The organism is Saccharothrix australiensis (assembly GCF_003634935.1).
In the GTDB taxonomy this organism is placed as follows: domain Bacteria; phylum Actinomycetota; class Actinomycetes; order Mycobacteriales; family Pseudonocardiaceae; genus Actinosynnema; species Actinosynnema australiense.
In genome coordinates this window covers 1,110,922-1,135,754 of the sequence record NZ_RBXO01000001.1, presented here as the reverse complement: position 1 = coordinate 1,135,754, position 24,833 = coordinate 1,110,922, and the positions used below count along the sequence as shown (strand labels likewise).

General features: G+C 72.0%; 24 protein-coding genes and 1 pseudogene. 11 read left to right on the top strand and 14 right to left on the bottom strand.

The window, feature by feature from the left end; genetic code table 11:
• Nucleotides 1–92 precede the first annotated feature (92 nt).
• Nucleotides 93–1,067 carry an ABC transporter ATP-binding protein gene (locus tag C8E97_RS05485; protein WP_121002241.1) on the top strand — a complete coding sequence of 325 codons (975 nt, stop codon included), beginning with the start codon at nt 93–95 and terminating at the stop codon, nt 1,065–1,067.
• Nucleotides 1,064–1,831, top strand: coding sequence for an ABC transporter permease (locus C8E97_RS05480; protein ID WP_121002239.1), 768 nt, complete (start codon nt 1,064–1,066; stop codon nt 1,829–1,831). The genes C8E97_RS05485 and C8E97_RS05480 overlap by 4 nt, the downstream gene beginning before the upstream one ends.
• Nucleotides 1,832–1,896: 65 nt before the next feature.
• Here C8E97_RS05480 and C8E97_RS05475 read toward each other — a convergent pair whose 3' ends face one another.
• The 4 genes from C8E97_RS05475 to C8E97_RS05465 form a co-directional block, all read right to left on the bottom strand.
• The gene (locus C8E97_RS05475; protein WP_170211626.1) at nt 1,897–3,654 is read right to left on the bottom strand and encodes a substrate-binding domain-containing protein; all 1,758 of its coding nucleotides are present in this window, start codon (nt 3,652–3,654) and stop codon (nt 1,897–1,899) included.
• Nucleotides 3,651–4,328 carry a TRADD-N-associated membrane domain-containing protein gene (locus tag C8E97_RS34290; protein ID WP_170211625.1) on the bottom strand — a complete coding sequence of 226 codons (678 nt, stop codon included), beginning with the start codon at nt 4,326–4,328 and terminating at the stop codon, nt 3,651–3,653. Before C8E97_RS34290 ends, C8E97_RS05475 begins: the two co-directional genes overlap by 4 nt.
• Nucleotides 4,329–4,447: 119 nt before the next feature.
• Nucleotides 4,448–5,737 carry an RNA 5'-3' helicase PhoH2 gene (gene phoH2, locus C8E97_RS05470; protein WP_121002234.1) on the bottom strand — a complete coding sequence of 430 codons (1,290 nt, stop codon included), beginning with the start codon at nt 5,735–5,737 and terminating at the stop codon, nt 4,448–4,450.
• A gap of 425 nt (nt 5,738–6,162) precedes the next feature.
• Nucleotides 6,163–7,476 (bottom strand): DUF885 domain-containing protein, encoded by a 1,314-nt coding sequence (locus C8E97_RS05465; RefSeq protein WP_246018690.1) that lies wholly within the window; start codon nt 7,474–7,476, stop codon nt 6,163–6,165.
• Nucleotides 7,477–7,672: 196 nt separating this feature from the next.
• On the opposite strand from C8E97_RS05465, the gene C8E97_RS05460 reads away from it, so the two are divergent.
• Nucleotides 7,673–8,074, top strand: a complete 402-nt coding sequence (locus tag C8E97_RS05460; RefSeq protein WP_121002230.1) for a hypothetical protein — start codon at nt 7,673–7,675, stop codon at nt 8,072–8,074.
• 502 nt (nt 8,075–8,576) lie between these two features.
• Entirely contained in the window at nt 8,577–8,930 is a 354-nt protein-coding gene (locus tag C8E97_RS05455; protein ID WP_121002228.1) for a hypothetical protein, read from the top strand.
• A 308-nt stretch (nt 8,931–9,238) separates the two neighbouring features.
• Here the strand turns inward: C8E97_RS05455 and C8E97_RS05450 are convergent, their stop codons facing one another.
• On the bottom strand, nt 9,239–10,018 hold the full coding sequence (locus C8E97_RS05450; protein WP_121002226.1) for an isoprenyl transferase: 780 nt from the start codon (nt 10,016–10,018) through the stop codon (nt 9,239–9,241).
• Nucleotides 10,019–10,151: 133 nt separating this feature from the next.
• Between C8E97_RS05450 and trhA the strand changes: the two genes are divergently transcribed.
• Complete coding sequence (gene trhA, locus C8E97_RS05445) at nt 10,152–10,778, top strand: PAQR family membrane homeostasis protein TrhA (RefSeq protein ID WP_121002224.1); 627 nt, start codon at nt 10,152–10,154, stop codon at nt 10,776–10,778.
• Nucleotides 10,779–10,795: 17 nt separating this feature from the next.
• On the opposite strand, the gene C8E97_RS05440 is transcribed toward trhA, so the two are convergent.
• From C8E97_RS05440 to C8E97_RS05425, 4 genes are all read right to left on the bottom strand, one after another.
• Complete coding sequence (locus C8E97_RS05440; protein ID WP_121002222.1) at nt 10,796–11,461, bottom strand: site-specific integrase; 666 nt, start codon at nt 11,459–11,461, stop codon at nt 10,796–10,798.
• A gap of 395 nt (nt 11,462–11,856) precedes the next feature.
• Nucleotides 11,857–12,870 (bottom strand): M1 family aminopeptidase, encoded by a 1,014-nt coding sequence (locus C8E97_RS05435; RefSeq protein ID WP_121002220.1) that lies wholly within the window; start codon nt 12,868–12,870, stop codon nt 11,857–11,859.
• Nucleotides 12,871–12,919: 49 nt separating this feature from the next.
• Nucleotides 12,920–13,474 (bottom strand): hypothetical protein, encoded by a 555-nt coding sequence (locus C8E97_RS05430; protein WP_121010835.1) that lies wholly within the window; start codon nt 13,472–13,474, stop codon nt 12,920–12,922.
• Nucleotides 13,475–13,547: 73 nt separating this feature from the next.
• A complete protein-coding gene (locus C8E97_RS05425; RefSeq protein WP_121002218.1) occupies nt 13,548–15,515 on the bottom strand; it encodes a thioredoxin domain-containing protein in 1,968 nt (655 codons plus the stop codon).
• A 65-nt stretch (nt 15,516–15,580) separates the two neighbouring features.
• On the opposite strand from C8E97_RS05425, the pseudogene C8E97_RS05420 reads away from it, so the two are divergent.
• Nucleotides 15,581–16,315: pseudogene (locus tag C8E97_RS05420) on the top strand (metallophosphoesterase); the annotation flags it as partial.
• A gap of 349 nt (nt 16,316–16,664) precedes the next feature.
• On the opposite strand, the gene C8E97_RS05415 reads toward C8E97_RS05420, so the two are convergent.
• Nucleotides 16,665–16,937 (bottom strand): hypothetical protein, encoded by a 273-nt coding sequence (locus C8E97_RS05415; protein ID WP_211346918.1) that lies wholly within the window; start codon nt 16,935–16,937, stop codon nt 16,665–16,667.
• Nucleotides 16,934–17,815, bottom strand: coding sequence for a mycothiol conjugate amidase Mca (mca, locus tag C8E97_RS05410; protein ID WP_121002214.1), 882 nt, complete (start codon nt 17,813–17,815; stop codon nt 16,934–16,936). The genes C8E97_RS05415 and mca overlap by 4 nt, the downstream gene beginning before the upstream one ends.
• 64 nt (nt 17,816–17,879) lie before the next feature.
• Between mca and C8E97_RS05405 the strand changes: the two genes are divergently transcribed.
• Together C8E97_RS05405 and greA are read left to right on the top strand one after the other, a co-directional pair.
• A complete protein-coding gene (locus tag C8E97_RS05405) occupies nt 17,880–18,338 on the top strand; it encodes a DUF4307 domain-containing protein (protein WP_342776185.1) in 459 nt (152 codons plus the stop codon).
• Nucleotides 18,339–18,529: 191 nt separating this feature from the next.
• Nucleotides 18,530–19,018, top strand: a complete 489-nt coding sequence (greA, locus tag C8E97_RS05400) for a transcription elongation factor GreA (RefSeq protein WP_246018687.1) — start codon at nt 18,530–18,532, stop codon at nt 19,016–19,018.
• Nucleotides 19,019–19,475: 457 nt separating this feature from the next.
• Here the strand turns inward: greA and C8E97_RS05395 are convergent, their stop codons facing one another.
• Nucleotides 19,476–19,970: an Lrp/AsnC family transcriptional regulator gene (locus C8E97_RS05395; protein ID WP_121002208.1), complete on the bottom strand. Its 495-nt coding sequence runs from the start codon at nt 19,968–19,970 to the stop codon at nt 19,476–19,478.
• Nucleotides 19,971–20,045: 75 nt separating this feature from the next.
• Between C8E97_RS05395 and hppD the strand changes: the two genes are divergently transcribed.
• The 3 genes from hppD (at nt 20,046) to C8E97_RS05380 (ending at nt 21,907) form a co-directional block, all read left to right on the top strand.
• Nucleotides 20,046–21,227 carry a 4-hydroxyphenylpyruvate dioxygenase gene (hppD, locus tag C8E97_RS05390; protein ID WP_121002205.1) on the top strand — a complete coding sequence of 394 codons (1,182 nt, stop codon included), beginning with the start codon at nt 20,046–20,048 and terminating at the stop codon, nt 21,225–21,227.
• A 143-nt stretch (nt 21,228–21,370) separates the two neighbouring features.
• A complete protein-coding gene (locus tag C8E97_RS05385; protein ID WP_121002203.1) occupies nt 21,371–21,601 on the top strand; it encodes a hypothetical protein in 231 nt (76 codons plus the stop codon).
• 36 nt (nt 21,602–21,637) lie between these two features.
• Nucleotides 21,638–21,907: a DUF2277 domain-containing protein gene (locus C8E97_RS05380; RefSeq protein WP_121002201.1), complete on the top strand. Its 270-nt coding sequence runs from the start codon at nt 21,638–21,640 to the stop codon at nt 21,905–21,907.
• Between the two features lie 49 nt (nt 21,908–21,956).
• On the opposite strand, the gene C8E97_RS05375 is transcribed toward C8E97_RS05380, so the two are convergent.
• Together C8E97_RS05375 and C8E97_RS05370 are read right to left on the bottom strand one after the other, a co-directional pair.
• Nucleotides 21,957–23,108 carry a cystathionine gamma-synthase gene (locus C8E97_RS05375; protein WP_121002199.1) on the bottom strand — a complete coding sequence of 384 codons (1,152 nt, stop codon included), beginning with the start codon at nt 23,106–23,108 and terminating at the stop codon, nt 21,957–21,959.
• A gap of 469 nt (nt 23,109–23,577) precedes the next feature.
• Nucleotides 23,578–24,747: an RDD family protein gene (locus tag C8E97_RS05370; RefSeq protein WP_211346916.1), complete on the bottom strand. Its 1,170-nt coding sequence runs from the start codon at nt 24,745–24,747 to the stop codon at nt 23,578–23,580.
• Nucleotides 24,748–24,833: the final 86 nt, after the last annotated feature.

Here is a 24,833-nt window from a genome sequence, read left to right as displayed (position 1 = left end):
GCACCGCCCGGTGGCCGCGCCGGATCGGCGGGCCGCAGCCCGGTGACCACGAACCGCGATAGCGCTTGCACGGGCTGCATACGCTGTGCGGCGTGGAGGAAGCCGTAGAGGTGTCGGACCTCGTGAAGGTCTACAAGAACGGCAAGAAGCCCGCTGTGGACGGTCTGGGGTTCACCGTGCGCAGGGGCGAGGTGTTCGGCCTGCTCGGCCCGAACGGGGCGGGCAAGACGTCCACCGTGGGCGTGCTGACCACCAGGGTGCGGCCGACGTCGGGCCGAGCCCTGGTGGAGGGCGTGGACGTGGTGGCCGACTCGCGGCGGGCGCGGCAGCTGCTCGCCGTCGTGCCGCAGCGCAACAACCTGGACCGCGCGCTCAACGTCCGGCAGAACCTGCTGTTCCACGCCGCCTACCACGGCCTGGGCCGGGCCGAGCGGGTCCGGCTCGCGGACGAGGTGCTGGAGCGGATGGGCTTGCGGGACCACGCCAAGGCGCTGGTCGACACGCTGTCCGGCGGCCAGGCGCAGCGGCTGATGATCGCGCGCGCCCTGATGCACCGGCCGAAGGTGCTGTTCCTGGACGAGCCGTCGACCGGGCTCGACCCGCAGGCCAGGCTGTTCGTGCACGAACGCGTGGCGGCGCTGCGCGCGGACGGCGTGACGGTCGTGCTCACGACGCACGACATGGACGAGGCGCACAAGCTGTGCGACCGGGTCGGCATCGTCGACCACGGCAAGCTGCTCGCGCTGGACTCACCGACCGCGCTGACCAACACGCTGCCGGGCAGCACCACGCTCAGCGTGACGGTCGCCCTCGACGGCGCCGGACCCGACGCGGCGCACCGACAACTGTCCGGTGTGGACGGTGTGCGGCGGGTCGAGCAGATCACCGCCGAAGACGACGGGAGGACGCGCCTGTTCCGGCTCTACACCGACGTCGCGCCCGCCGTGGCGCTGCCGGACGTGCTGCGCGCCCTGGAGCGCCTGGGCTGCGCCGTGTCCGACCTCGCGATCGGCAAGCCGAGCCTGGAGGACGTGTTCATCCACCTGACCGGGAGGGAGCTGCGGTGACGGCGCTGCGCACGTTCAACGCCATCCTGTGGCGCGACGTCTTCGTCACCGGCCGGGAACTGCCCTCGTTCCTCGCGCAGGTGATCATCCAGCCGTTCTTCGTCCTGTTCATCTTCGCCAAGGTGCTCGGCGAGATCGGGTTCGTGCAGGGCGACTTCGCCGCCGTGCTGCTGCCCGGCATCGTGGCGATGAACGGGTTCCTCGGCGCGCTCCAGAACACCACGCTCCCGCTGGTGCTGGACTTCTCCTGGACCCGCGAGATCGAGGACCGGCTGCTCGCGCCCATCCCGATCCCGTTGGTGGCCGTGGAGAAGATGGTGTTCGGCGCGCTGCGCGGCCTGCTCGCGGCGGTCCTGATGGTCCCGATCGGGTTCCTCGTGCTGGACGTCACGTGGCCCGTGTCGGGCCTGCCGGTGGCGCTGCTGGTGATCGTCCTGGGATCGCTGGCCGGCGCGGCGCTGGGCATGGTGGTCGGGACGGCGGTGTCGCCGCGGCACATCAACGTGATGTTCGCGGTCATCCTGACCCCGCTGCTGTTCACGGGGTCCGCGCAGTTCCCGTGGACGCAGCTGGACGGCCTCCGCTGGTTCCAGGTGCTGTGCGCGCTCAACCCGCTGACCTACGTCAGCGAGGGCACCCGCGCGGTGCTGGCGCCGGACGTGCCGCACATGCCGCTGTGGGTGTGCTTCGTGGTGCTGCTCGCCTCGATCGCCGGCTTCGGCGCGCTGGGCATGCGCGGCTTCATGCGGCGGTCGCTGGACTGAACCACCGACCCGCCGCGCCGACCACCGGCCGGTCGCCGCCCACCGCGACGGCCGGCCGCCGGCGGTCAGAAGTTCGACAGCACGTCCGCCATCACGGACTCGATGCGCGCCGCGTCGCTGGAGTCGTAGAAGCCGCCGCGCGCGGCGGTGGAGATCTTCGCCAGCGCGTCCCGGTCCGCCTCGTCGCCGTAGGCGATGGAGAACACCCGCACCACGCGGTCCTTGTCGGCCGTCTGGAGGCCGTTCACCAGCGTGGTCAGCCCCTCGGGCCGGGCGGGCTCGTTGCGGCCGTCCGAGAGCAGCACGACGGCGTTGATGCGGCCCTGGTCGTACCGCCCGCGCACGCTCTCCACGGCGGCCCTGGTCGACTCGTACAGCTCGGTCGCCCCGGTCGGCTGGAGGCCGGCGACCTCGCGCCCGAACGCGTCCCGCACGACGCCCACCGGCCCGGCCGCGACCCGTTCGCGCCACGGCCTCGGTTCGGTGCCCAGCGGGCTGCTGAACTCCCACAGCGCCAGCGTGTCGTCCTCGGTGAGCTGGCCGGGCACGAGCAGCGCCGCGTCCCTGGCCAGCTCCAGCCGGGTCCGCCCGACCCCGTCGACCACCTTCTCCATCGACTTCGACACGTCCACCACGAGCAGCACGTTGGCGCGCTTGCGGTTGCGCTGCCACAGCTCGCGCACGCCCGCCGCCACCTCGAACGCGGGCGTGCGGACGAGCCGGAACGACGGGTTGGCCGGCGTGCCGTTCCCCTCGCTGTGCCGCGCGCCGGGGTTGCCCTCGCCGTCGCGGAACCCGGCCTCGGTGAACAGCGGCTTCTGCTCCTGCACGTACCGCAGGAAGTCCTCCGCAGCCCGCTTGCGCTGGTCGGTCACCCACTCGGCGTCGACGACCAGCGCCGGGTTGTCCGACACGGTCGTGCCGTCGGTCGGGAACACCGCCGCGAGCTTCACCCTCGGCTTGTCCCTGGCGACCGGGTCGCCGACCAGGACGCCCTGGTTGTAGTCGAGGACGACCTTCTCCTCCAGCGCGACGGCGCTGACGTAGTCCAGCGCACGCCCTTCCTGGTCGGCGGCGTACATGTTGCGGACGAACACCGCCGAGTGCTTGCCGTAGTGGACGGCGGTGCTCTCCAGCGCGCGCAGCCCGCCCGCGACCGCCGGGTCGTCCAACGCGGACGAGGTCAGCGCGTCGCTGGTGCCGGACAGGGCCGTCGCGGTGGCGATGGTGGCCAGCAGGCCGGTGGTGGAGTGCACCGGGTTCGTCTTGCCGATCTTGAACGCGCCCCACGGCTTGCCGCGCGAGCCCCACCCCTTCGGGTCCTGCGCGAGGGCGATCATGTCGCGCCACCCGATCGCGCCCTCCGGCCAGCCGAGCTCGCGCGCCATCGGCTCGGGCATCGCGATGACGATCGGCGAGGTGGCCAGGGTCGGCAGGTTCTCCGGCACCGAGCGGACCCGGCCCGGCCGGGTGGCGATCGCGCTGCGCAGGCTGTCCACCCAGTACCGCGACGACGGGCTCCACATGTCCGGGCGGGCCGACGGGTCGGAGCCGGGCGCGTCCGCCAGGACGTCCACCGCGTCCTGGGACGGGTGGACCGACACGGCGACGTTCACGCACTTGCCGTCGGTCTTGCGGTCGGACTCCTTGTAGCGCCGGGAGATCTCCTGGAGCAGCGGCACCTTCTCGTCCGACGACCACAGGGTGAGCGGCACGCAGCCGTCGTCGGGCTCGCCGCTCGACCCGTTCAGCGCGAAGAGGCCCAGCAGGATCAGCACGAGGGCGACCGCGCCGAGCGCGATCGGCAGGACCGGGTGTTTCACTGCTGCGCCTCCACAACCGCGGGTTCGGCGGACGGCTCGGTGCCCAGCAGCCACCGGCCGATGTCCGCGAGGAACGTCTCGCGCGTCGTCACGTCGCTGATGTCGGCCGCGACCGCGAGGGCCGCCCTGGCCCGCACCACCCGGTCCGCCTCGGCCTGCGCCCGGTCGAGCATGGCGGCGGTGCGCGCCCTGGTCGCCCTGGTCTCGGCGAAGAACAGCGCCGCCATCGCCTCGCACACCACGCCGCTGATCACACCGGCCAGCGCCACGTCGCGGTCCACGGCGAGCAGCCACACCAGCGAGCCGATGACGACCAGGAAGCCGACCGCGGCGGCGGCCATCCCGACCCGGAAGCTGGTGGCGCTCTGCCGGAGCGCGGCCTCGGAGTTGCGCAGGTAGAGGTCGAGCTGGGTGCGGGCGGTCTCGGTGGCGTGCTGCTCCCACTTCGCGACCTGCGGCGGCGCGGCGTTGTCCTGCGGCGCGTCCAGCAGCTGCTTGGTGGCCTGCACGTCCTCCGCCACGAGCTGCTGGCGGTCCTTGGACCGGGTGGCCTGCGAGCGCACGGCCAGCACGGCGGCGGCCACCGCGGCCACGATGCCGACCCCGAGCGCGCCGTAACCCAGGACGTTCTCCGCGGTGAGCGCGTCGGCGGCGACCGGCAGCGTGGTCAACACAGGGGCAAGGGTACCGGCGACGACCCCGCGCCACGGTATTATTCGTCATAAATGGAAATATGATGAACGAGAGGGAAAGGGGAGCTTCCCATTGGGAGAACTCCCCTTTCGTCACTGCGTCAGCCGGCGTAGTCCTCCAGCATCTCGGTCACCAGCGCCGCGATCGGCGACCGCTCCGAACGGGTCAGCGTGACGTGCGCGAACAGCGGGTGGCCCTTCAGCTTCTCGATCACCGCAGCCACGCCGTCGTGCCGCCCGACCCGCAGGTTGTCCCGCTGCGCCACGTCGTGGGTGAGCACCACCCGCGAGTTCGCCCCCAGCCGGGACAGCACGGTGAGCAGCACGTTCCGCTCCAGCGACTGCGCCTCGTCCACGATCACGAACGAGTCGTGCAGCGACCGGCCCCGGATGTGGGTCAGCGGCAGGACCTCCAGCATCCCCCGGTCCATGACCTCCTCGACCACGTCCTGGCTGACCAGCGCGCCGAGCGTGTCGAACACGGCCTGCGCCCACGGCTGCATCTTCTCGCTCTCGGAGCCGGGCAGGTAGCCGAGCTCCTGCCCGCCCACGGCGTACAGCGGCCGGAACACCACGACCTTGCGGTGCTGGCGGCGCTCCATCACCGCCTCCAGGCCCGCGCACAGCGCGAGCGCCGACTTGCCGGTGCCCGCACGTCCGCCCAGCGAGACGATGCCGACCTCGGCGTCCAGCAGCAGGTCCAGGGCGACGCGCTGCTCGGCGGACCGGCCGTGCAGCCCGAACGCCTCCCGGTCGCCGCGCACCAGCCGCACCCGCTTGTCGGGGGTCACCCGTCCGAGGGCGCTCGACGTGCCCGCGAGCAGGCGCAGCCCGCTGTGGCACGGCAGCTCGGCCACGTGCCCCAGGTCGTGCTCCGCCGGGTCCACGGAGTTCTCGCGGTAGAGCGCGTCCACGACGGACTGGTCGACGTCCACGTCGGACATACCGGTGTACCCGGACAGCGTCACGTCGTGCGCCCGGTACTCCTCGGCCGCCAGGCCCACCGCGCCCGCCTTGACGCGCAGCGGCATGTCCTTGGTGACCAGGGTGACCACGTTGCCGTCGGCCGCGAGGTTGAGCGCGCAGGCCAGTATCCGGGCGTCGTTGGAGTCCGTGCGGAAACCCGCGGGCAGCACCTCCGGGTCGGAGTGGTTCAGCTCGACGCGCAGGGTGCCGCCGACCTCGCCGATGGGCACCGGGGTGTCCAGGCGGCCGTGCCGCAGCCGCAGGTCGTCGAGCAGGCGCAGCGCCTCCCTGGCGAACCAGCCCAGTTCGGGGTGGTGCCGCTTGCCCTCCAGCTCGCTGATCACCACGAGCGGCAGCACGACCTCGTGCTCGGCGAACCGCGTCGTGGCCAGGGGGTCGGAGAGCAGCACGGACGTGTCCACCACGTACGTATGAGCGGGTGGCGCGCCACGGCGCCGGGAAGTGCTGCGCGATGAGCCTGAGGAACGGCTCGCGGGTCGTCGTGCGTTCACGGCAACTCCCTCACGAACGCGGCACCCGCGTCCGCTCCTCGCTGGGCCAGGCACCACCCCGATCGACCGGCACGCCTCAGGCGCGCCGACCACGAGGGCCGGGTGCCGGCCCCCTCGCGCTCGTGACAGCCACGATCAGGGCCTCCCTGCGCGGTCCGCAGTGGACGCGGCCCGCCAATTCGGAAGTTACCTCCGCCGGCACCCGGTTTGCAGGCAGCCACCCAGGTGATTCGCCCATTCGTCACTTGGCCGCCGAACTGCGGACAACTCGCCACTCGACCGGGGCCGGCCGGCCGCCGTTCGGCGAGCGCGGGCGGCCCCGCAACCGTCCGCGCAGCTCAGCGCCGGTGCGCCGGGTCGGGAGGCGGGTGCCGGCCGGCGCCGCGCGGCAGCCTCGGCACCCCGGCGCGCAGGTCCTCCGCCAGCGCTTCGGGCACCATCGGCTCGTCCAGAAGTCTCAGGTAACGCTCAGCCAACGTCCCAGAAGGTGGACGCAGGTCCAGCCAGGCGCGGACCAGCCGCGCGCCCTCCACGTAGGTCGTCGTGTACGCCCGCCACAGCGGGTCGGCCAGGAACCGGACCATCTGCCGCGCCCGCCGCTCGGGCACCAGCAGCCAGCGCCGCAGGAACGCCACCACGTCGTCCTCCGACGCGCGCCGGTCGTGCAGCATCAGCGCCGCGTCCTGCCGCACGGTGAGCAGGCCGGCGGCGGCCTCCTCGACCCGTTCCGCCTGGTCGCCGTCCAGGCGCAGGCCCTCCTCGCGCAGGACCGACTCGGTCCACCGGCCCCAGCCCGGACCCACCGCCGCGTGCAGGCCCAGCTCGGCCGCGCCCTCGGCCATCAGGCACTGCGGCGTGTTGATGAGGAAGATCGACTGCTCGGCGTGCCCGCGCTCCCCGACCAGGCCGGCCTCCTTGCGGCAGTGCTCGGTGTGGTGGCCGGGGTACGCCTCGTGGGCGACCAGGTGCGGCAGGTTCGACAGGCGGTGGCCGAGGTCGGCGTTGATCGCCACCCTGGACCGGAAGCCGCCCAGGTAGTGGTTGAACCCGCTCCACGGCCGGTCGCCGACGACCTCGTACTCGACGGCCTCGTGCGCGGGCAGCGCGAAGTGCCGCCGCACCTCGTCGCGCAGCGCGCGGGACAGGGCGTGCACGGCGGCCTCCAGCTTGCGGGGCGGCACGGCGTCGCGGGCGCGGTGGTCGGCCAGCCGCTCGGCGGGCGAACCGCGGCCGGGCAGCACCTCGTCCAGCCGGGCGTGCGCGCGGCGGTAGGCGTCCGGGTTCCCCGGCCGGATGTCGACCTGGAAGTACGCCCGCACCTCGTCCACGAACGCCACCCGCACGCCGGCGAGCTTGCGCGCGGTGCACCCCAGCGCGGTCAGGTGGGCGTCGAGGAACCGGCGGCGCGGCTCCGCCAGGGTCTCGGCGCCGACCAGCTCGCGGCGCAGCAGCGCGGCGCGCTCGGCCAGGGCGACCGGGTGCGGCCGCGGCTCGTCGTCCACCTGCCGGCGCAGCGCGGGGTCGCCGGTGAAGGAATCCACCAGCCCCGGCGCCAGTTTCCCGAGCCGCAGCCCGAGGAGCTGGTACTCCCGCACGATCCGGTCGCCGTCCACGAACTGGAGAGGGTACGAGATGGTCCATCGGTTTACCACAACCCCCCACCCCTGACCATTGCACTGGAAAGAAGTACCGCAACGGGGGAAGAGTGGCGATCCCCGCATCACACAATGGTGTTATACAGATCCAGCAGGCGGCCGATCTTCGGTAGTTTCCGCGCTTGACGAACCCGCTTCCGGGGTTACGAGCAGAGCAGGGTTGAACGGGAAACCCACGAAGAGGAGAGCAGAAGTGCTGAAGAAGGCAAGCACCGTCGCCGGGCTCGTGACCGGGCTGATGATGATCGGCGCGCCGGCATTCGCCGTGGCCGGTGAACCGCACGAGCACGGCCACTTCGCCGACGGCCACCACTTCGCGGACGGCCACCACTTCGCCGCCAACGACGTGGACGTCGACTCCTACGACGGCGAAGAGGAAGGCGACGACGGCCAGATCGGGCTCATCAACTTCAACGACGACTCGGACCTGGCGAGCAACATCAACCTCTGCCAGATCGAGATCAACGTCATCGGCATCCCGGTCCTGTCGCACAACGACGGCTACGGTAACGGCGGCGGCCAGTCCTGCGTCAACACCGACAACGACGACAACGACAACAACGACGACAACGACTCGCTGGAGTACGAGGACTGACCGGCGCGCGGCGCGGGGTCGCTCCCGCGGCGGCCGCACACCGCGCCGCGCCGCTCCCGGTCCGTCGAGGTCGACATGTCGTCCTTCGAGGAACCCGAACGCCGGAACCATCCGCACCTCCGGCCCTCGGGTCGCCGCGGGTCCGCGGTGACCTCCCTCGGTCACCGCGGACCCGCGCCTCCCAGCCACGAGCCGCCCGCCTTCGGCCGGTACGACATTCCGGTTTTCCCGCCACCGCGCGAGTTCCGGGGCCGAACCGCCCGGCACGCCTTTTCCGGCACGGCGCGATAGGCGAAACCGGTGCCGCCGGTCCGACCCCGAGGTCGTTCGGGATAACCGGGAAGCAATCATTCACACGATGGTGTCGGGTTGCTGCGATCCACACTGGCGCCGGGTAAATTACCGGGGCGAAGGCACAACCGCCTGAGCCGCCAGACTCCCCGAATGCTCGGCTGAGATTCCGGGTGTCATCACCATTTCCTATTAGAGGAGTGTGTTTTTCATGATGAAGAAGGCGAGCGCCGTCGCCATCGCCGCGGCCGGTCTCATGATGCTGGGCTCCCCCGCCTTCGCGACGCCCAACTACGGCCACGACCACGGGCACGGCAACACGGCGATCGGCGAGCTCGACGTCGAGACCTACGAGGGCGAGGAAGACGGCGACGACGAGCAGCTCGGCCTGCTCAACCTGAACGACGACTCCGACGTGTTGAGCAACCTCAACGTCTGCCAGCTCGAGGTCAACGTCATCGCCGTGCCGATCCTGTCGCACAACGACAACAGCTCCTGCGTCAACACGGACAACGACGACAACGACGACAACGACGACAACGACTCGCTGGAGTGGGAGGACTGAGTCCCGCCCGCGTCCGGTCGAAGGGCGGCACCCCTGGACGGGGGGTGCCGCCCTTCGGCCTTACCGGGTCGGTGTCCGGTCGCGGTGGGTGCGGCGTCCGGGAGGAGCGCACCGGTGGCGGCGCAGCGGTGCCACCAGGCGGTCGCGGCGGAGCGGGGCGCCGGGGAGCGGAGTGGTCGCCCGGCGGAAGTGTCGGTCAGCGGAGTGGTCGAGGGCGTCGGGCGCCGCGGTGCGGAAGGCGCGGCGGGGTGCCCATCCGGGCGTGCCTCGGGCGTGTTCCGGGCGTTCGGGCGTCGGAGCTCCGGGTTTCAGGAGCCGAACCGGCGGTGTCGGATCGCGTAGTCGCGCAGGGCGCGGAGGAAGTCGGTGCGGCGGAACTCCGGCCAGTACGCCTCGCAGAACCAGAACTCCGAGTGCGCCGACTGCCACAGCATGAACCCGGACAGCCGCTGCTCGCCGGACGTGCGGATGAGCAGGTCGGGATCGGGCTGGCCGGAGGTGTACAGGTGCTCGGCGATGTGGTCGACGTCCAGCACCTCGGCGAGTTCCTCGATGGTGCCGCCGGACTCGGCGTGCTTCTGGAGCAGCTTGCGCACGGCGTCGGCGATCTCCTGCCGCCCGCCGTAGCCGACGGCGACGTTGACCTCCAGCCCGGTGCGGTCCCTGGTGCGCAGCGACGCCGCGGACAGCCGGGCCGCGGTCTCCGTGGGCAGCAGGTCCAGCGCGCCCACGTGCCGCACGCGCCACGGGTTACCCGGCTCGGCGATCTCGTCCACGATGTCGGCGATGATGTCGAGCAGCGGTTCGAGCTCCTCCGCGGGCCGGTTCAGGTTGTCCGTGGAGAGCATCCACAGGGTGACGACCTCGACCTCGGCCTCCCGGCACCAGCTGAGCAGTTCCAGGATCTTCCGCGCGCCCGCGCGGTGGCCGTGCGCGACGTCGGTGAACCCGGCCTCTTTCGCCCACCGCCGGTTGCCGTCCAGCACCACCCCGACGTGTCGCGGCCGTTGCTTGCCGTCGAGCCATCGGTTGAGGCGGAACTCGTAACCTCTGAGGAGAACGCTCTTGACCTGTTCGCGAAGACCCACGCTGGAAGAGCGTACGCCGGGTGGGCGCGGTCACGCCGTCGCGTGCTGACCGGCTTACCTACGCTCCCGTAACCTCGCAGGGGTGACCACGTCTACCGTCCCCCAACCGCCGGCCCCCGCGCTGCGCCCGCGGATGCGAGGCTGGCTGCACTTCTGGTCGTTCGTGGTGTCGGTGGCGACCGGCGCCACGCTGATCGCCCTCGCGGCGGCCACCGTGTCGACGAAGGCCGCGCTGGCGACGTCGGTGTACGGCGCGACGGTCGTCGGCCTGTTCGGCGTGAGCGCCCTGTACCACCGGGTGAACTGGGTGAGCGTCCGGGCGCGCACGTGGATGAAGCGCCTCGACCACTCCATGATCTTCGTGTTCATCGCCGGCACCTACACGCCGTTCGCGCTCCTGGCGATGCCGCCGGCCACCGGCAACGTGGTGTTGGCCGTGGTGTGGCTGGGCGCGCTGGGCGGCGTGACGCTGAAACTGGCCTGGCCGCACGCGCCGAGGTGGCTGGGCGTGCCGATCTACATCGCCCTGGGTTGGGTGGCGGTCTTCGTGCTGCCCGACCTGCTGCACCACGTGGGCGTGGCGGCACTGGTCCTGCTGCTGGTCGGCGGCCTGCTGTACACGGCGGGCGCGATCTTCTACGCCTCCCGCTGGCCCAACCCCTGGCCGCGGGTCTTCGGCTACCACGAGTTCTTCCACGCGGCGACGGTGCTGGCGGCGCTGTGCCACTACATCGCCATCTGGTTCGCCATCTACTCCTGACCTGCGGTTTTACCCTCTCAACACCCCTGTTTTCCATGATCAGGCCGTCTCCAGGCCGTCAGGCCGCCTCTTCGGCTTGAAGGGGCGGTCGGCGGCCCGGCGCGGCTCCGGTCGTGGCTGGTGGGCATCAGGTGGGTGTAGGTCCGGAGCGTGAAGCCCGGATCGTGGTGCCCGAGGTTCAGCGACAGGGCCTTGATGGAGACGCCGTTCTCCAACTGGCTGGACGCGTAGAGGTGCCGCAGCCCGTGCATCCCGTCCTCCTGCGGCCGGTACTCCAACCCGGCCGCCGCGAACGCCGGACGCCACACGCCCATGTTGAACACCTGCCGCCGACACGCCGTGCCGTCCATCGAGAGCACGAGCCGGGCCGTCACCGGCTCCCCGCCGGGCCGTTCCCACGGCAGGGTGACGTCGACCGGCGGGAAGGCCGCCATGTGGTCATCCAGGGCGTCCAGAACGCCGTCACCGAGCGGCACCGTTCGCGCCTTCTTGCTCTTGGGCGGCGCGTACACGAGCTGGTTGCCGACGATGCGGACCTGTCGGACCACGTTCAGCGCCAGCGCCTCTCGGTTGATGTCCTCGACGGCCAGACCGAAGACTTCCCCCTGCCGCAGTCCCGCACCGGCGGCGAGCACGAGTGCGATCTTGTACTCGGCCGGCAGGGCGAGCTGAACGGCCCGCATCCGAGCATCGGGAGCGGCCTGCGTTGGCACCGACGTCCCGCATCACGGCGCGCCGGGCTCCCGCTTCGCTCCGCCCAGCGGCCGTGCGCGGGAGTCGGTGCCACGTGGCGGCGCGCCTGACAGGAGGACTGCCAGGGCTACGAGCTGCTTCCGGCGTCCGGGCTTCGGTGGATCGCGCGGTCATGGGCTTGGCAGGGCTGGGCGCGGCGATCGGCTGGCGCGACGGCTTCGCCGCCTTGCCAACGGGTACGGAGGCGGCGTTGAGGGCCATGTCGATCTTCGGTAGGCACGGAGTGGCCTGCCTGGGATCAGAACATCGCCCATCGCCATCTGGTTCGCGATCTACTCCTGACCTGCGGTTTTACCCCTGTTGCCGTGATCAGGCCGGGTCCGGGTCACTGCCGCCAGTACGACTGGAGGTGGGCCCAGCTCGCGGTCGCGTGCGCGTGGCGGCGGAAGCAGGTGGTCAGGCCCTGGACGAGGGCGGTCCGCCCGATGGCCTCCTCCACGGCCGCCACGCGGGTCAGGTGGGGCAGGTAGGCGCGGTCCGGCAGGGGTGCCGTGTCCAGTTCCGACCACGGTCGGCTGCCGGGCAGCAGTTCCTCCGTCGCGAGCCGGCTCAGGTAGGTCGCCAGGCCCTCCACCAGCCACGGCTCGCTGTCGACCAGGTTGCCCGCCCACTGGTGCGCCACCTCGTGGCTGACCACGGTCACCGCGTACCTCGGTTCGCGGGACGTCAGGGCGTTGAGGGCGCCGTCGTCGAACATGATCAGCCCCGGCGCCGAGAAGGCCAGGATGGGCAGCTCGGGCACGAACACCGCCCGGCACCGCCGGTACGGGTACGGCACGCCCAGCAGGTGCTCGAAGTAGGCGATCGACCGCTTGAGCAGGCGGGACACCTCCTCGCCCTTGTCCCGCTCGACGGCGCGCGACCGCATCACGTGCACGTCGTCGCCCACCTCCGACCACGGTCCGGCGGCGACGGTGACGGCGTAGGGGACGATCGGGAACGCCGTGTCGCTGGTGAGCACCGGGCCGGGTGTGTCGACGGTGAGGGCGAAGGCGGCCCGCCGGTCGGGTTCGAGGCAGCAGAAGCTGCGCTTGGCCCACTGCGGGTAGTGCAGCGTGTAGAGGTACGTGTCGCCGTCGTCGGTCGCTTTGCGGAACCCGCGCTCGCTCTCGTACGGGAAGACCGCGTCGACCTCCAGCACGTTGTCCTCGGGGGCCGCGCGGAGGGTGAGCCGCTCGCCGTCCCACGGCACGTCCCGCCCGTTCAGCGTGGCGCGGACGACCTCCACCGCCGCGAGTTCGGCGTGCGGGCGGGCTCCTCGGAAGCGCGCGGTGGTCCGGCCGCGGAACGTCGCCGCCGACGGGTCCAGGGTCCACGCGATGTCGTACGAGATGGTCATGATCCCCCCGGTCCCCGAACGTACCCGAGGCGCGCCGGGGGGACGACGATCACGCCAGGTCGGGTCCCTGCGCGCGCAGGTCGTCCACGCGGGCCATCGCGGCGCGCAGCTCGGTCAGCCAAGTGTCGGCGTGCTCGCCGACCAGGCGCACGGCCCACGCCAGCGCCTCGGAGCGGGACCGGGCGACGCCCGCCGCCACCAGCGTGTCGAGGACCTTGCGCTCCGGTTGCCGCAACCGGGTCATGACGGGGACCGACATCGTCGTGAACAGTTCCGCCGTGCCACCGAGGCGTGCGCCCCAGGCGACCTTGCGGCGGTAGCGGTGCTCGGCCTGGCGCGCGATCTCGATGCGGGCGTCGCGGGTCTCCTCGCGGAACCGGCTGATGCGGCCCGACTCGGCCGCCGCCCGCGCCGCCTCGTCGGTGAACCCGCCCTCCAGCGGCGGCAGGTCGCCGACCACCACGATCTCCTCGCGGTCGACCGTCACGGTCGGCGCGCCGGTGAACCAGCCGTCGGGCAGCCGGCCGGCGAACCAGGCCGCCGCGTCGTCGGCGGACGGCGGGTCGGCCTGCTGCCGCCCGCGCGGGCCCCATTCGCGTCCCATCAGCATCACCTCGATTACATGATTACAGTGATACTGACGTTACTCGGCTTGCCTGGGGTGACAAGCGAGTTCGCTACCGGTGAAGCGCCGCCGCCAGCTCGTCCACCGTCGTGACCGGCCGGTCGCACACGTACCCGCGGCAGACGTACGCGGCGGGCGACCCGTCGACCAGCGGTCGGTCGGCCAGCAGCGGCGCGGAGCCCGGCTCACCGGCCACCACGACGCCGCCGCCGTGCACGCCGCGCCACGCGGCCGACACCAGGTCCGGCGCCGCGCCGACCACCGCCACCTGCACGGGCCCGAGCGCCAACGCCTCCGCGACGCTCAGCCAGTGACCCGCGAACCGGGGCTCGCGGGCGGCCAGCAGACCGGCCCGCGTGACGGCGGCCTCCGCGGCCGACCGGTACTCCGCCTGCCGGGGCGCACCCAGCACCGACGCCGTGACCAGCGCGGACGCCAGGGCCGACGAGCCGGACGGGCTCGCGTTGTCGGCCGGGTCGGACGGCCGCTGGACCAGCGCTTCCGCGTCGTCCGCCGTGTCGTAGTAGACGCCGGGCTCGCTGCCCGCGAACCGGGCGAGCGCGGTGTCGAGCAGCCCGCAGGCGGCGGTCAGCCACCGCTCCTCCCCGGTCGCCTGGTGCAGGGCGAGCAGGCCGTCGGCGAGGCAGCCGTAGTCCTCCAGCACGCCGGCGGCGGTGCCGGCCACGCCGTTGCGGGACGTCCTCAGCAGCCTGCCGTCGACCAGGTGGACGGACAGCAGCAGCTCGGCCGCCCGCACCGCCGCCGCGACCCAGCGCGGCTCGCCGAACGCCGAGCCCGCCTCGGCCAGGGCGGTGATCGCCAGGCCGTTCCACGCCGTGACGACCTTGTCGTCCCGTCCCGGCTGCGGGCGGCGGTCCCGCGCCGCCAGCAGCGCCGCCGCCAGCTCCGGGTCCGGCTCGCCGAGCATCCGCAGGGTGGACGCGCCGTGCTCGAACGTCCCCTCCGGCGTGACGCCGTACAGCACGGCGGCCCGCGCGCCCTCCTCCACGCCGAGCACGTCGACGAGCTGCGCGGGCGTCCACACGTAGGTCAGGCCCTCGACGCCGTCGGTGTCGGCGTCCAGCGAGGCGGCGAACCCGCCTTCGGCGGTGCCGAGCGTCCGCAGCAGGAACTCGGCCGTCTCGCGCACCACCCGCCGGTACCGCTCGGCCGGGTCGAGGCGGCTCAGGTGCGCGTACACGCGGAGCAGCAGGGCGTTGTCGTACAACATCTTCTCGAAGTGCGGCACCACCCACTCCGCGTCGACGCTGTACCGCGCGAACCCGCCGCCCAACTGGTCGTACAGCCCGCCGGACGCCATCGCGTCGCACGTCGCGCGCGCCATCGACAGCGCCTCGACCGACCCGGTGCGCTCGTGGTCGCGCAGCAGGAACTCCAGCACCATCGACGGCGGGAACTTCGGCGCGCCGCCGAAACCCCCGTTCGCGCGGTCGAAGTGGCCGAGCAGCGACACGACCGCGCCGTCCAGCACGTCGCCGTCCACAGTGGACTGCGGGAGCGGCTGGTACGCGAGCTGGGACACGATGCTCGCGGCCGACTCGCGCACCTGGTCGCCCTGCTCGCGCCACGCGTGCGTGATCGCCTCCAGCACCTGCCGGAACGACGGCATGCCCTGCCGGGGCTCGGGCGGGTAGTAGGTGCCCGCGTAGAACGGTTCGCCGTCGGGCGTGAGGAAGCACGTCATCGGCCAGCCGCCGTGCCCGCTCAACGCCTGCGTGACCGCCATGTACACCGCGTCGACGTCCGGCCGCTCCTCGCGGTCGACCTTGACGTTCACGAAGTGCTCGTTCATGTACGCCGCGGTGGTCGGCTCCTCGAACGACTCGTGCGCCATGACGTGGCACCAGTGGCAGGCCGCGTACCCGACCGACAGCAGCACGGGCACGCCCCGCTCCCGCGCCTCGGCGAACGCCTCGGGCGACCACGGGTGCCAGTCCACCGGGTTGTCGGCGTGCTGGAGCAGGTACGGGCTGGTCGAGGACGCGAGCCGGTTCGTCATGGCTCCACAGTAATTCCCACCACGCCCGGCGACCGGTCGAGCAGACTGGTGGCATGGAGATCGCCGAACCCGCGCCGAACGACCTGCGCCACGAGACCGGACCGTTCGACGTGATCGGCGACGTGCACGGCTGCCACACCGAGCTGGTCCACCTGCTGCGCGAGCTGGGCTACCGCGTGGAGCCGGACGGCGCGCACCACCCGGACGGCCGCACGGCGCTGTTCGTCGGCGACCTGGTCGACCGGGGCCCCGCCACGCCGGCGGTGCTGCGCCTGGTCATGGGCATGGTGAAGGCGGGCACGGCGCGCTCGGTGCGCGGCAACCACGAGGAGAAGCTGGTCAAGGCGCTCCAGGGGCGCAACGTGCGGGTCGCGCACGGGCTGGAGAAGTCGCTGGCGCAGCTGGCGGGCGAGTCGGCGGAGTTCCGCCGCGAGGTGCTGGAGTTCTGCGACGCGCTGGTGCCGCACTACGTGCTGGACGGCGGGCGGCTGGTGGTCGCCCACGCCGGGCTGCCCGAGCGCTACCACGGCGTCGAGTCGCCGAAGGCGCGGAGCCTGGCGCTGTGGGGCGTGACGACGGGCGAGGTCGACGCGCGCGGCTTCCCCGTCCGGCAGCCGTGGGCCGAGGAGTACCGGGGCGCGGCGACCGTCCTCTATGGACACACGCCGATCGAGGAACCCCGGTGGGTCAACGGAACCCTGTGCCTGGACACCGGCTGCGCGTTCGGCGGCAGGCTCACCGCCCTGCGCTACCCGGAACGCGAACTCGTGTCGGTCCCGGCCCGGCGGACCTGGTACGAGCAGTAGGCTCGCGCGGTGCGCGCGAGCTACCGCGAGCGCCCGCCGTGGCCGCGGCACGAGGCGGACGTGCTCCGCGACGGTGCGGACGCGGTGGTCGCGGTGGCGGGTCCGCACCAGCGCGCGGCCGGGTGCGGGGAAGGCGACCGCGACCTGCGGCCCGATGTCGCGGCCGGGTCGAGCGACGGGCGGCTGCGGGCGTGGGCGTGCGCACGCGGCGGCCAGGCCGAGCAGCTCGCGGTCGTGGACCTGTCCCGGCCGGTCGACGCGCTGATCCGGACCGGTGACCACCGGCTCGTCGCCTGGTGCGACGGGGGCGTCGTGAAGCTGGCCGGGTTCGCCCAAGCCCCGGTCAGGCCCCGGACCCCTTCTTCGGGCCGTCCTCCGCGCTGCCCGACGGCCCGGCGTCGTCCGGCGCGGGCTTGTCGAACGACGCGGGCAGCTTGCGCAGGTGCTTGTTCATCGACTTGACCAGGAAGAACACCGCGACGAAGAACAGCACCAGCATGAGCAGGCCCAGCGGGGAGGACTTGCCGAAGTCCTCCTTCTGGCCGCCGGGGTCCTTGGTGGTCGAGGGCTGCACCAGCACCATCGCCGTCGTCTGGTCCCAAGGGACCGGGTTCACGCCGTCACCTTCTCCCGCACGCCCGCGAACAGGTCGTCCTCGGGCAGCGTGCTGTCGACGAGCGAGCGCGCCAGCTCATACTCCTCGGTCGGCCACACCTCGCGCTGCATCTCCAGCGGCACGGCGAACCAGCGGCTCTCCGGGTCGATCTGGGTCGCGTGGGCCTTGAGGGCCTCGTCGCGCACCGGGAAGTAGTCGGCGCACTCGACGCGGGTCGTGACGCGCTCGATCACGTCGGGCCGGTCGGAGGGCCAGCCGGCGAGCCACTCGGCGTACGGCGACTCCTCGCCGGCGGCCAGCATCGCCTCGTGGAACGCCAGCAGCTTGGCGCGCGAGAAGCCGTGCGAGTAGTACAGCTTCAGCGGCTGCCAGGGCTCACCGGTCTCCGGGTAGCGCTCCGGGTCGCCCGCCGCGTCGAACGCCGCGACCGACACCTCGTGGCAGCGGATGTGGTCGGGGTGCGGGTAGCCGCCGTTCTCGTCGTAGGTGACGATCACGTGCGGGCGGAACTCGCGGATCGCCCGGACCAGCGGCGGCACGGACTCCTCCAGCGGCACGAGCGCGAAGCAGCCCTCGGGCAGCGGCGGCAGCGGGTCGCCCTCGGGCAGGCCCGAGTCGACGAAACCGAGCCAGCGGTGCCGGACGCCGAGGATCTCGGCGGCCCTCGCCATCTCGCCGCGCCGGATCTCGGCCATGTTCTCCAGCACTTCCGGGCGGTCCATCGCGGGGTTCAGGATGCTCCCCGCCTCGCCCCCGGTGCACGTCACGACCATCACCTCGTGGCCCTCGGCCACGTAGCGCGCCATCGTGGCGGCTCCCTTGCTGGACTCGTCGTCGGGATGCGCGTGCACCGCCATCAAGCGCAGCTTCTCAACCATGACGGTGGTGGTCCTCCTTGGCCCCTGCCGAACAGAGCCCCCGCGGCCCCTGCGACACTTCAACGTGGTGGTCGAGGGTCATTGTTCCCCACGGGCAGGAAGGCGTCGGCAAGTGGCACTGCCCGAGGGTCGGTACGGCACCCCGCGACGTCTCCTGCCCCGCTGGGCCAGGTGGTCACTCCCCGTGATTGCGGTGCTGGTCGGCGCGGTGGTCGCGTGGGTCGGCTACCGCAACCTCGGCACCCAGCCGGTGGAGGCCAAGCAGACCGCGTTCGCGGTCACGGACGAGCGGTCCGTGGAGATCACCTTCGAGGTGGTCCGCGAGACCCCGGACCAGGCCGTCGTGTGCATCGTGCGAGCGCGCTCCGACGACGGCGACGAGGCGGGGCGCCGCGAGGTGCTCGTGCCGCCCGGTCCCGCCACGGCCCGCCACTCGACGGTGCTCCGCACGTCGAAGCCGCCGGTCACCGGCGAGGTGTTCGGCTGCTCCTACCAGGTCCCGGCTTATCTGTCCACGAGCTAGCGGCCAAGCGGGTGATCTGCGGGTTTAACGGCCGTTCCGGGAACAAATCCACGTAGCTGACCGTTGTGAACGTGTTACTCTGGCCTTTCAGCACGGCCCCGGCGCGGGCCGTGTTTTTCCGTTCCGGGCGCGTGCGTCCGGGAACTGCCAGCCCACGCCGTGGGCCGGAGCAAGACGAGGAGTTGGTGACCGTGAGCGACACTGAGGTGACCTGGCTGACCCAGGAGGCCTACGACCGGCTCAAGGGAGAGCTGGACGAGATGATCGAGAATCGCCCGGTCATTGCTGCGGAGATCAACGCGCGCCGGGAAGAGGGCGACCTCCGCGAGAACGGCGGGTACCACGCGGCCCGCGAGGAGCAGGGCAAGCAGGAGGCCCGCATCCGCCAGCTCCAGGAGCTGCTGCGGGTCGCCAAGGTCGGCGAGGCGCCCACCGTGGCCGGTGTGGCCGCCCCCGGCATGGTGCTCACGGTGCGTTACGAAGGTGACGACGAGACCGAGGAGTTCCTGCTGGCGACGCGCGAAGAGGGCGCGCACGGCTCGCTGGAGGTCTACTCCCCCTCGTCCCCGCTGGGCAAGGCGCTCAACGGCGCGAAGGACGGCGAGACGCGCGAGTACGAACTGCCCAACGGCAGCACCATGAAGGTGACCCTGATCAAGGCCGTGCCGTACGCGGGCTGATCCCACGGACAGCGGGAGGGGCGGCCACCAACCAAGGTGGCCGCCCCTCCCGCTGTCCACCCCCGCCACCTCGCCACCCCCTACCACCTCGCCGCCCCCGCTACCCCACCTCCAGGCCCACCCCCCACACCCGCCCAGTCCCGCACGACCAAGCGGACTCTCACACCCGGCCACCACCGCGCGACCAAGTCGCCGCCCTCACCCCTCCACTCGCTCCCGCGCCGCGCGAGGCCGCCGTCGGGGTGTCGCGCCTCATTTCCCGCCGATCACGCTTTTCGATCGGCGGGAAATCAGGCGCGACGGCCCGACCACAGGGCGGCCGAGCCGCCGCGACGGAGGAGCGGCAAATCAAACACAGCTCTACCCCTTTCTCACCGCTCCCGCTTCTGTTCTTCCCTAGCTCTCCTAGCTCCCCCCAGCTCCCCACCCGCCCCACCCGCCCCACCCGCCACACCCCTCAAACCCACCGTTCCAACAACGGCCGCACCCGCGGCGGAACAGGTGTGGACAGGGCGATCGACGTGGAGAGCCGCTGCACGCCCGGCACGTCCACGATCGCGTCGATGACGTGCTGGAGGTCGTCGTTCGAGCGGGCGACCATGCGCACGAACAGGTCACCCTGACCGGTCGTGGCGTGCACCTCGCACACCTGGTTGATCGCGGCGAGCCCCTCGGAGACCTCCTGCCGCCGCCCCTGCGCGATCTCCAGCACGGCGAACGCGGTCAGCCCGTACCCCATCGCCGCCAGGTCCAGCGCGGGCGGGAAGCCGGTGAGCACGCCGCGCGCCACCAGCCGGTCCAGCCGCGCCTGGACGGTGCCCCGCGCCACGCCCAGCCGGCGCGAGCACTCCAGCACGCCGAGGCGCGGTTCGTCGGTGAGCAGCAGGAGCAGCCGGGCGTCCAAGCTGTCGATGCTCTGGTCAGAGTGTTCAGTTTGTCCCTCGGAAGCCATAGATCACTGTACAACCTGCCCAACCGAAACAGAGACTGTTGCTCACCCTGCCCACCCCGACACATGCTGTGACGCATGACGCAGCACCTTGACGACGTGAGCTACGACCAGCTCCGCCAACTCGTGGGATTGGTCGACTACGACGGGTCGCGCGACCCGTTCCCCGTCCGCTCGTTGGACGCCGTGGTGTTCGTGGTCGGCAACGCGACCCAGACCGCGTGGTTCTACCAGGTCGCCTTCGGGATGCAGCTCGTCGCGTACTCCGGGCCCGAGACGGGGCAGCGGGACCACAAGTCCTTCGTGCTCAAGTCCGGTTCGGCGCGGTTCGTGATCAACGGCGGTGTCCGGCCGGACAGCCCGCTGCTCGACCACCACCGCAAGCACGGCGACGGTGTCGTGGACATCGCGCTTGAGGTCGCGGACGTCGACAAGTGCATCAAGCACGCCCGCGAGCAGGGTGCCACCGTCCTCGAAGAGCCGCACGACGTCGAGGACGAGCACGGCGTCGTGCGCCGGGCCGCGATCGCGACCTACGGCGAGACCCGCCACACGCTGATCGACCGGTCCCGCTACAACGGCCCCTACCTGCCGGGTTACGTGGCCCAGGAGAGCACCGTGGTCCGCCCCGAGGGCGCGCCGAAGCGGCTGTTCCAGGCGGTCGACCACTGCGTGGGCAACGTCGAACTCGGCAAGATGGACTACTGGGTCGACTGGTACAACCGCGTCATGGGCTTCGTCAACATGGCGGAGTTCGTCGGCGAGGACATCGCCACCGACTACTCGGCCCTCATGAGCAAGGTGGTGTCCAACGGCAACCACCGGGTGAAGTTCCCGCTCAACGAGCCCGCGATCGCCAAGCGCAAGTCGCAGATCGACGAGTACCTGGAGTTCTACACGGGTGCGGGCGTGCAGCACATCGCGCTGGCCACCAACGACATCGTGGCCACGCTGACCGCCATGCGCGCGGCGGGCGTGGAGTTCCTGGAGACCCCGGACTCGTACTACGACGACCCGGAGCTGCGGGCCCGCATCGGCGAGGTGCGCGTGCCGATCGAGAAGCTCAAGGAGCACCGCATCCTGGTCGACCGGGACGAGGACGGCTACCTGCTCCAGATCTTCACCAAGCCGATCGGCGACCGGCCGACCGTGTTCTACGAGCTGATCGAGCGGCACGGCTCGCTCGGGTTCGGCATCGGCAACTTCAAGGCCCTGTTCGAGGCCATCGAGCGCGAGCAGGAGCGCCGCGGCAACCTGTAGGCGTCACGACCGTCGAGGGCCGGCCCGGAGCGATCCGGGCCGGCCCTTCGGCGTCGAAGGCCGCCGATGGTGCTCTCCGCGGCCCTCCGGACCGGTACGCTCGAAGGCGGGATTCCTCACGCAGCATTCACCTGGGAGGTGGCATGGCGCTCGCGCGACGGGCCACCGCGGTGGTCCCGCTCGTCGGGGCGGTGGCCACGGCCGTGGCGTTGACCGGGGCGGCGTTCTTCACCGTGGCCCACGCGGGCTGCGCCGAGACGGGCCGCTTCGTGGAACGGGACGGCGTGGTCGAGTTCGTCGGCGGCTGCGTCGACGGTCGCGACCTGCCCGCCGTGCCGAAGGTGGACAACCCGCAGTACGACGTGCGGCCCTGACGCCCGTCGCCCGCCCGCATGGGCGATAGTGGGTGCATGTGCCGAAACATCCGGGTGCTCCACAACTTCGAGCCGCCCGCCGGCGAGGACGAGATCCGCGCGGCGGCGGTGCAGTACGTCCGCAAGGTCAGCGGGTCGACCCACCCGTCCGCGGCCAACCGGGAGGCGTTCGACGCCGCCGTGGAGGCGGTGGCCGAGGCCACCAGGGTCCTGCTGGACTCGCTCGTGACCAAGGCCCCGCCGCGCGACCGCGAGGTGGAGGCCGCGAAGGCCAGGGAGCGCGCCGCCGTCCGCTACGGGCGCTAGCCTGCCGGGCCGCGCCGGGGCGGGCCCGGCGCGGCTGGCGGCGCGGACGTCAGCCCAGGGCCTGCACCAGGTCGGCGACCAGGTCGTCACCGGACTCGATGCCGACCGAGACGCGGACGAGGTCGGACGGCACCTGGAGCAGCGAGCCTGCCGTGCTGGCGTGGGTCATCCGACCGGGGTGCTCGATCAGCGACTCCACGCCGCCCAGCGACTCCGCGAGGGTGAACAGCCGGGTGCGGGAGCAGACCCGCAGCGCCGCCTCCTCGCCGCCCTCGACGGTGAACGAGATCATGCCGCCGAACCGGCGCATCTGCTTGGCCGCCACCTCGTGGCCGGGGTGGTCGGGCAGGCCGGGGTAGAGCACGGACGTCACGCGCGGGTGGCGCAGCAGGGCGTCCGCGACCAGCTCGGCGTTGTCCGAGTGCTTCTCCATGCGCAGTTCGAGCGTCTTGATGCCGCGCAGCGTCAGCCACGCGTCGAACGGGCCGGGCACCGCGCCCGCTCCGTTCTGGAGGAACCCGAACGCGGCGTCCAGCTCGTCGTCCGAGGTGACCAGCGCGCCACCGATCACGTCGGAGTGGCCGCCCACGTACTTGGTCGTGGAGTGCAGCACGACGTCCGCGCCCAGCGACAGCGGGCTCTGGAGGTAGGGCGAGGCGAACGTGTTGTCCACGACGAGCCGCGCGCCCGCCGAGTGCGCCACCTGCGCGAGCAGGGCGATGTCGGCGATGTTCAGCAGCGGGTTCGTGGGGGTCTCGATCCAGATCACCTTGGTGTTCGGCCGGATCGCGGCGCGCACCGCGTCCACGTCCGACAGCGGGACCGGCGTGTGCTCGACGCCCCAGTGGCGGAAGACCTTGTCGATCAGGCGGAACGTGCCGCCGTAGGCGTCGTTCGGGATGAGCACGTGGTCACCGGGGCGGCACAGGGCCCGCAGCGCCGCGTCGGTCGCGCCCATGCCCGAGGAGAACGCGCGGCCGTGCCGCCCGCCTTCGAGCGCGGCCAGGCACTCCTCCAGCGCCGCGCGGGTGGGGTTGCCGGTCCGCGAGTACTCGAACCCGCCGCGCAGCCCGCCCACGCCGTCCTGGGCGTAGGTGGAGGTGGCGTGGATGGGCACGATGACCGAGCCCGTCGTCGGGTCGGGCTCCTGTCCGGCGTGGATAGCCCTGGTCGCGAAACCGTAGTGGCCGGTGTCCGTCATGGTGAGAGTTTACGGGGGTTGGTGTTCGAGTGCCGGTATGTGGGAGGCGGGGTAGAGGCGAGAGAGCGAGCGGAGGAGAGCGAGGAGAGCAAAAGAGACCAGAGAAGAACAGAAGCGGGAGCGGTGAGACAGTGACTAGAGCTGTGTCCAATTTGCCTCGGCTTCGCCTCGGCGGCTCGGCCGCCCTGTGGTCGGGCCGTCACGCCTGATTTTCCGCTGTGTCTGATTGCCGCTGCTTCGCAGACGGCGGCTCGGCCGCCCTGTGGTCGGGCCATCGCGCCTGATTTCCCGCTGTGTCTGATTGCCGCTGCTTCGCAGACGGCGGCTCGGCCGCCCTGTGGTCGGGCCATCGCGCCTGATTTCCCGCCGATCTAAAAGCGTGATCGGCGGGAAATGAGGCGCGATGGCCCGACGGCGGCCTCGCGCGGCGCGGGAACAGGTAGGGGGTGAAGGCGGCGACTTGGTCGGGTCACCACTGCGGGGGTTGCTGGGGTGGCTGTTGCGGCTGGCCGTAGGGGTTCTGCGGCTGCTGCGGCTGACCGTACGGGGTGGACTGCGGCTGGCCGTAGGGGTTGGACTGGGGCTGGCCGTAGCCGGGCTGCGGCTGCTGCGCGTAGGGGTTCGGCTGCTGGCCGGGGTAGCCGCCGGGCGCGCCCGTGTCGGGTGCGTTCACCACGACGGTGCCGAGGATCTTGTCCGCCCAGGTCTGCTTCTTGGCGTCCCACAGCGGCGCGAACCAGCCCACCCAGCAGGGCAGCGAGTCGACGGTGTGGCAGAGGTGCCGGACGAACGCGTTGCCGAACCCGATCGGCTGCCCGGTCTCCTCCTTGATCAGCTTGACCTTGGCCATCTTCTTGCCGTACGACTGGCCGGTGGTGCCCGCGAGGTACCACGCGTTGTAGATCAGCCAGCCCAGCAGCGCCAGGTAACCCACGCCGCTGAGCACCAGCGCGAGCGTCGGGTCGCCCGCCAGCGTGCCGATCAACACCAGGATGCCCACGATCACGCCGGGCGCGACGTAGTCGATCAGGGCGCCCATCGCGCGCGAGCCCCACTCGGCGTAGCCGCCCGCGGGCGCGGCGAAGGCGGGCCGGCCGTAGCCGGGCTGACCGCCCCACCCCTGCTGCGCGGGCTGGCCGTACGGGTTCGACTGCGCGTACGGGTTCGCCTGCGGCTGGCCGTACGGCTGCTGCGGAGCCTGGGCGTACGGGTTCGCCTGCGGCTGCTGCCCGTACGCGGGCGGCTGCGGCGGCTGGCCGTACTGGCCCGGCTGCTGGGGCTGCCCGTACGCGGGCGGCTGCTGACCGGGGTAGCCGCCGACCTGCGGCTGGCCGGGGAAACCGCCCGACTGGGGCTGCTGCTGCGCCGGGAAACCGCCCGACGGCGGCTGCTGGCCGTACGCCTGCGTCTGCTGCTGCGTCGCGCTGGGCGGCACGACCTGCGTCGCGTCCGGGTTCGCCGCCTGCGGCTGGCCGGAGGGCACGACCTGGGTCGCCTCCGGCGGGGGGAACGCGGGCGCCTGCCCACCGCTCGGCACGACCTGGGTCGCGTCGGCGTTCGGGGGCTGGGCGCCCTGCCCCTGCTCCTGCTGGTATTGGCCGCCGAACTGCTGGTTCTCTGGCGGCTGCGGAGCGTTCATCGGAGTTTCCAACCCCCTTGGCGTGGGCCGTAGGCGGATAAGTCGGTGGCCAACGCTAGCGGATGGTGCCCGATCACCGGCCGGCA

Bases quoted from the DNA above. Each gene is read 5' to 3' on its own strand.
- C8E97_RS05455 (WP_121002228.1), top strand. From the start codon at position 8,577: ATGATGAAGAAGGCGAGCGCCGTCGCCATCGCCGCGGCCGGTCTCATG.
- trhA (WP_121002224.1), top strand. From the start codon at position 10,152: ATGCGAGGCTGGCTGCACTTCTGGTCGTTCGTGGTGTCGGTGGCGACC.
- C8E97_RS05440 (WP_121002222.1), bottom strand. From the start codon at position 11,461: ATGCGGGCCGTTCAGCTCGCCCTGCCGGCCGAGTACAAGATCGCACTC.
- C8E97_RS05435 (WP_121002220.1), bottom strand. From the start codon at position 12,870: ATGACCATCTCGTACGACATCGCGTGGACCCTGGACCCGTCGGCGGCG.
- C8E97_RS05430 (WP_121010835.1), bottom strand. From the start codon at position 13,474: ATGGGACGCGAATGGGGCCCGCGCGGGCGGCAGCAGGCCGACCCGCCG.
- C8E97_RS05425 (WP_121002218.1), bottom strand. From the start codon at position 15,515: ATGACGAACCGGCTCGCGTCCTCGACCAGCCCGTACCTGCTCCAGCAC.
- mca (WP_121002214.1), bottom strand. From the start codon at position 17,815: ATGGTTGAGAAGCTGCGCTTGATGGCGGTGCACGCGCATCCCGACGAC.
- C8E97_RS05395 (WP_121002208.1), bottom strand. From the start codon at position 19,970: ATGGCTTCCGAGGGACAAACTGAACACTCTGACCAGAGCATCGACAGC.
- hppD (WP_121002205.1), top strand. From the start codon at position 20,046: ATGACGCAGCACCTTGACGACGTGAGCTACGACCAGCTCCGCCAACTC.
- C8E97_RS05385 (WP_121002203.1), top strand. From the start codon at position 21,371: ATGGCGCTCGCGCGACGGGCCACCGCGGTGGTCCCGCTCGTCGGGGCG.
- C8E97_RS05380 (WP_121002201.1), top strand. From the start codon at position 21,638: ATGTGCCGAAACATCCGGGTGCTCCACAACTTCGAGCCGCCCGCCGGC.
- C8E97_RS05375 (WP_121002199.1), bottom strand. From the start codon at position 23,108: ATGACGGACACCGGCCACTACGGTTTCGCGACCAGGGCTATCCACGCC.
- C8E97_RS05370 (WP_211346916.1), bottom strand. From the start codon at position 24,747: ATGAACGCTCCGCAGCCGCCAGAGAACCAGCAGTTCGGCGGCCAATAC.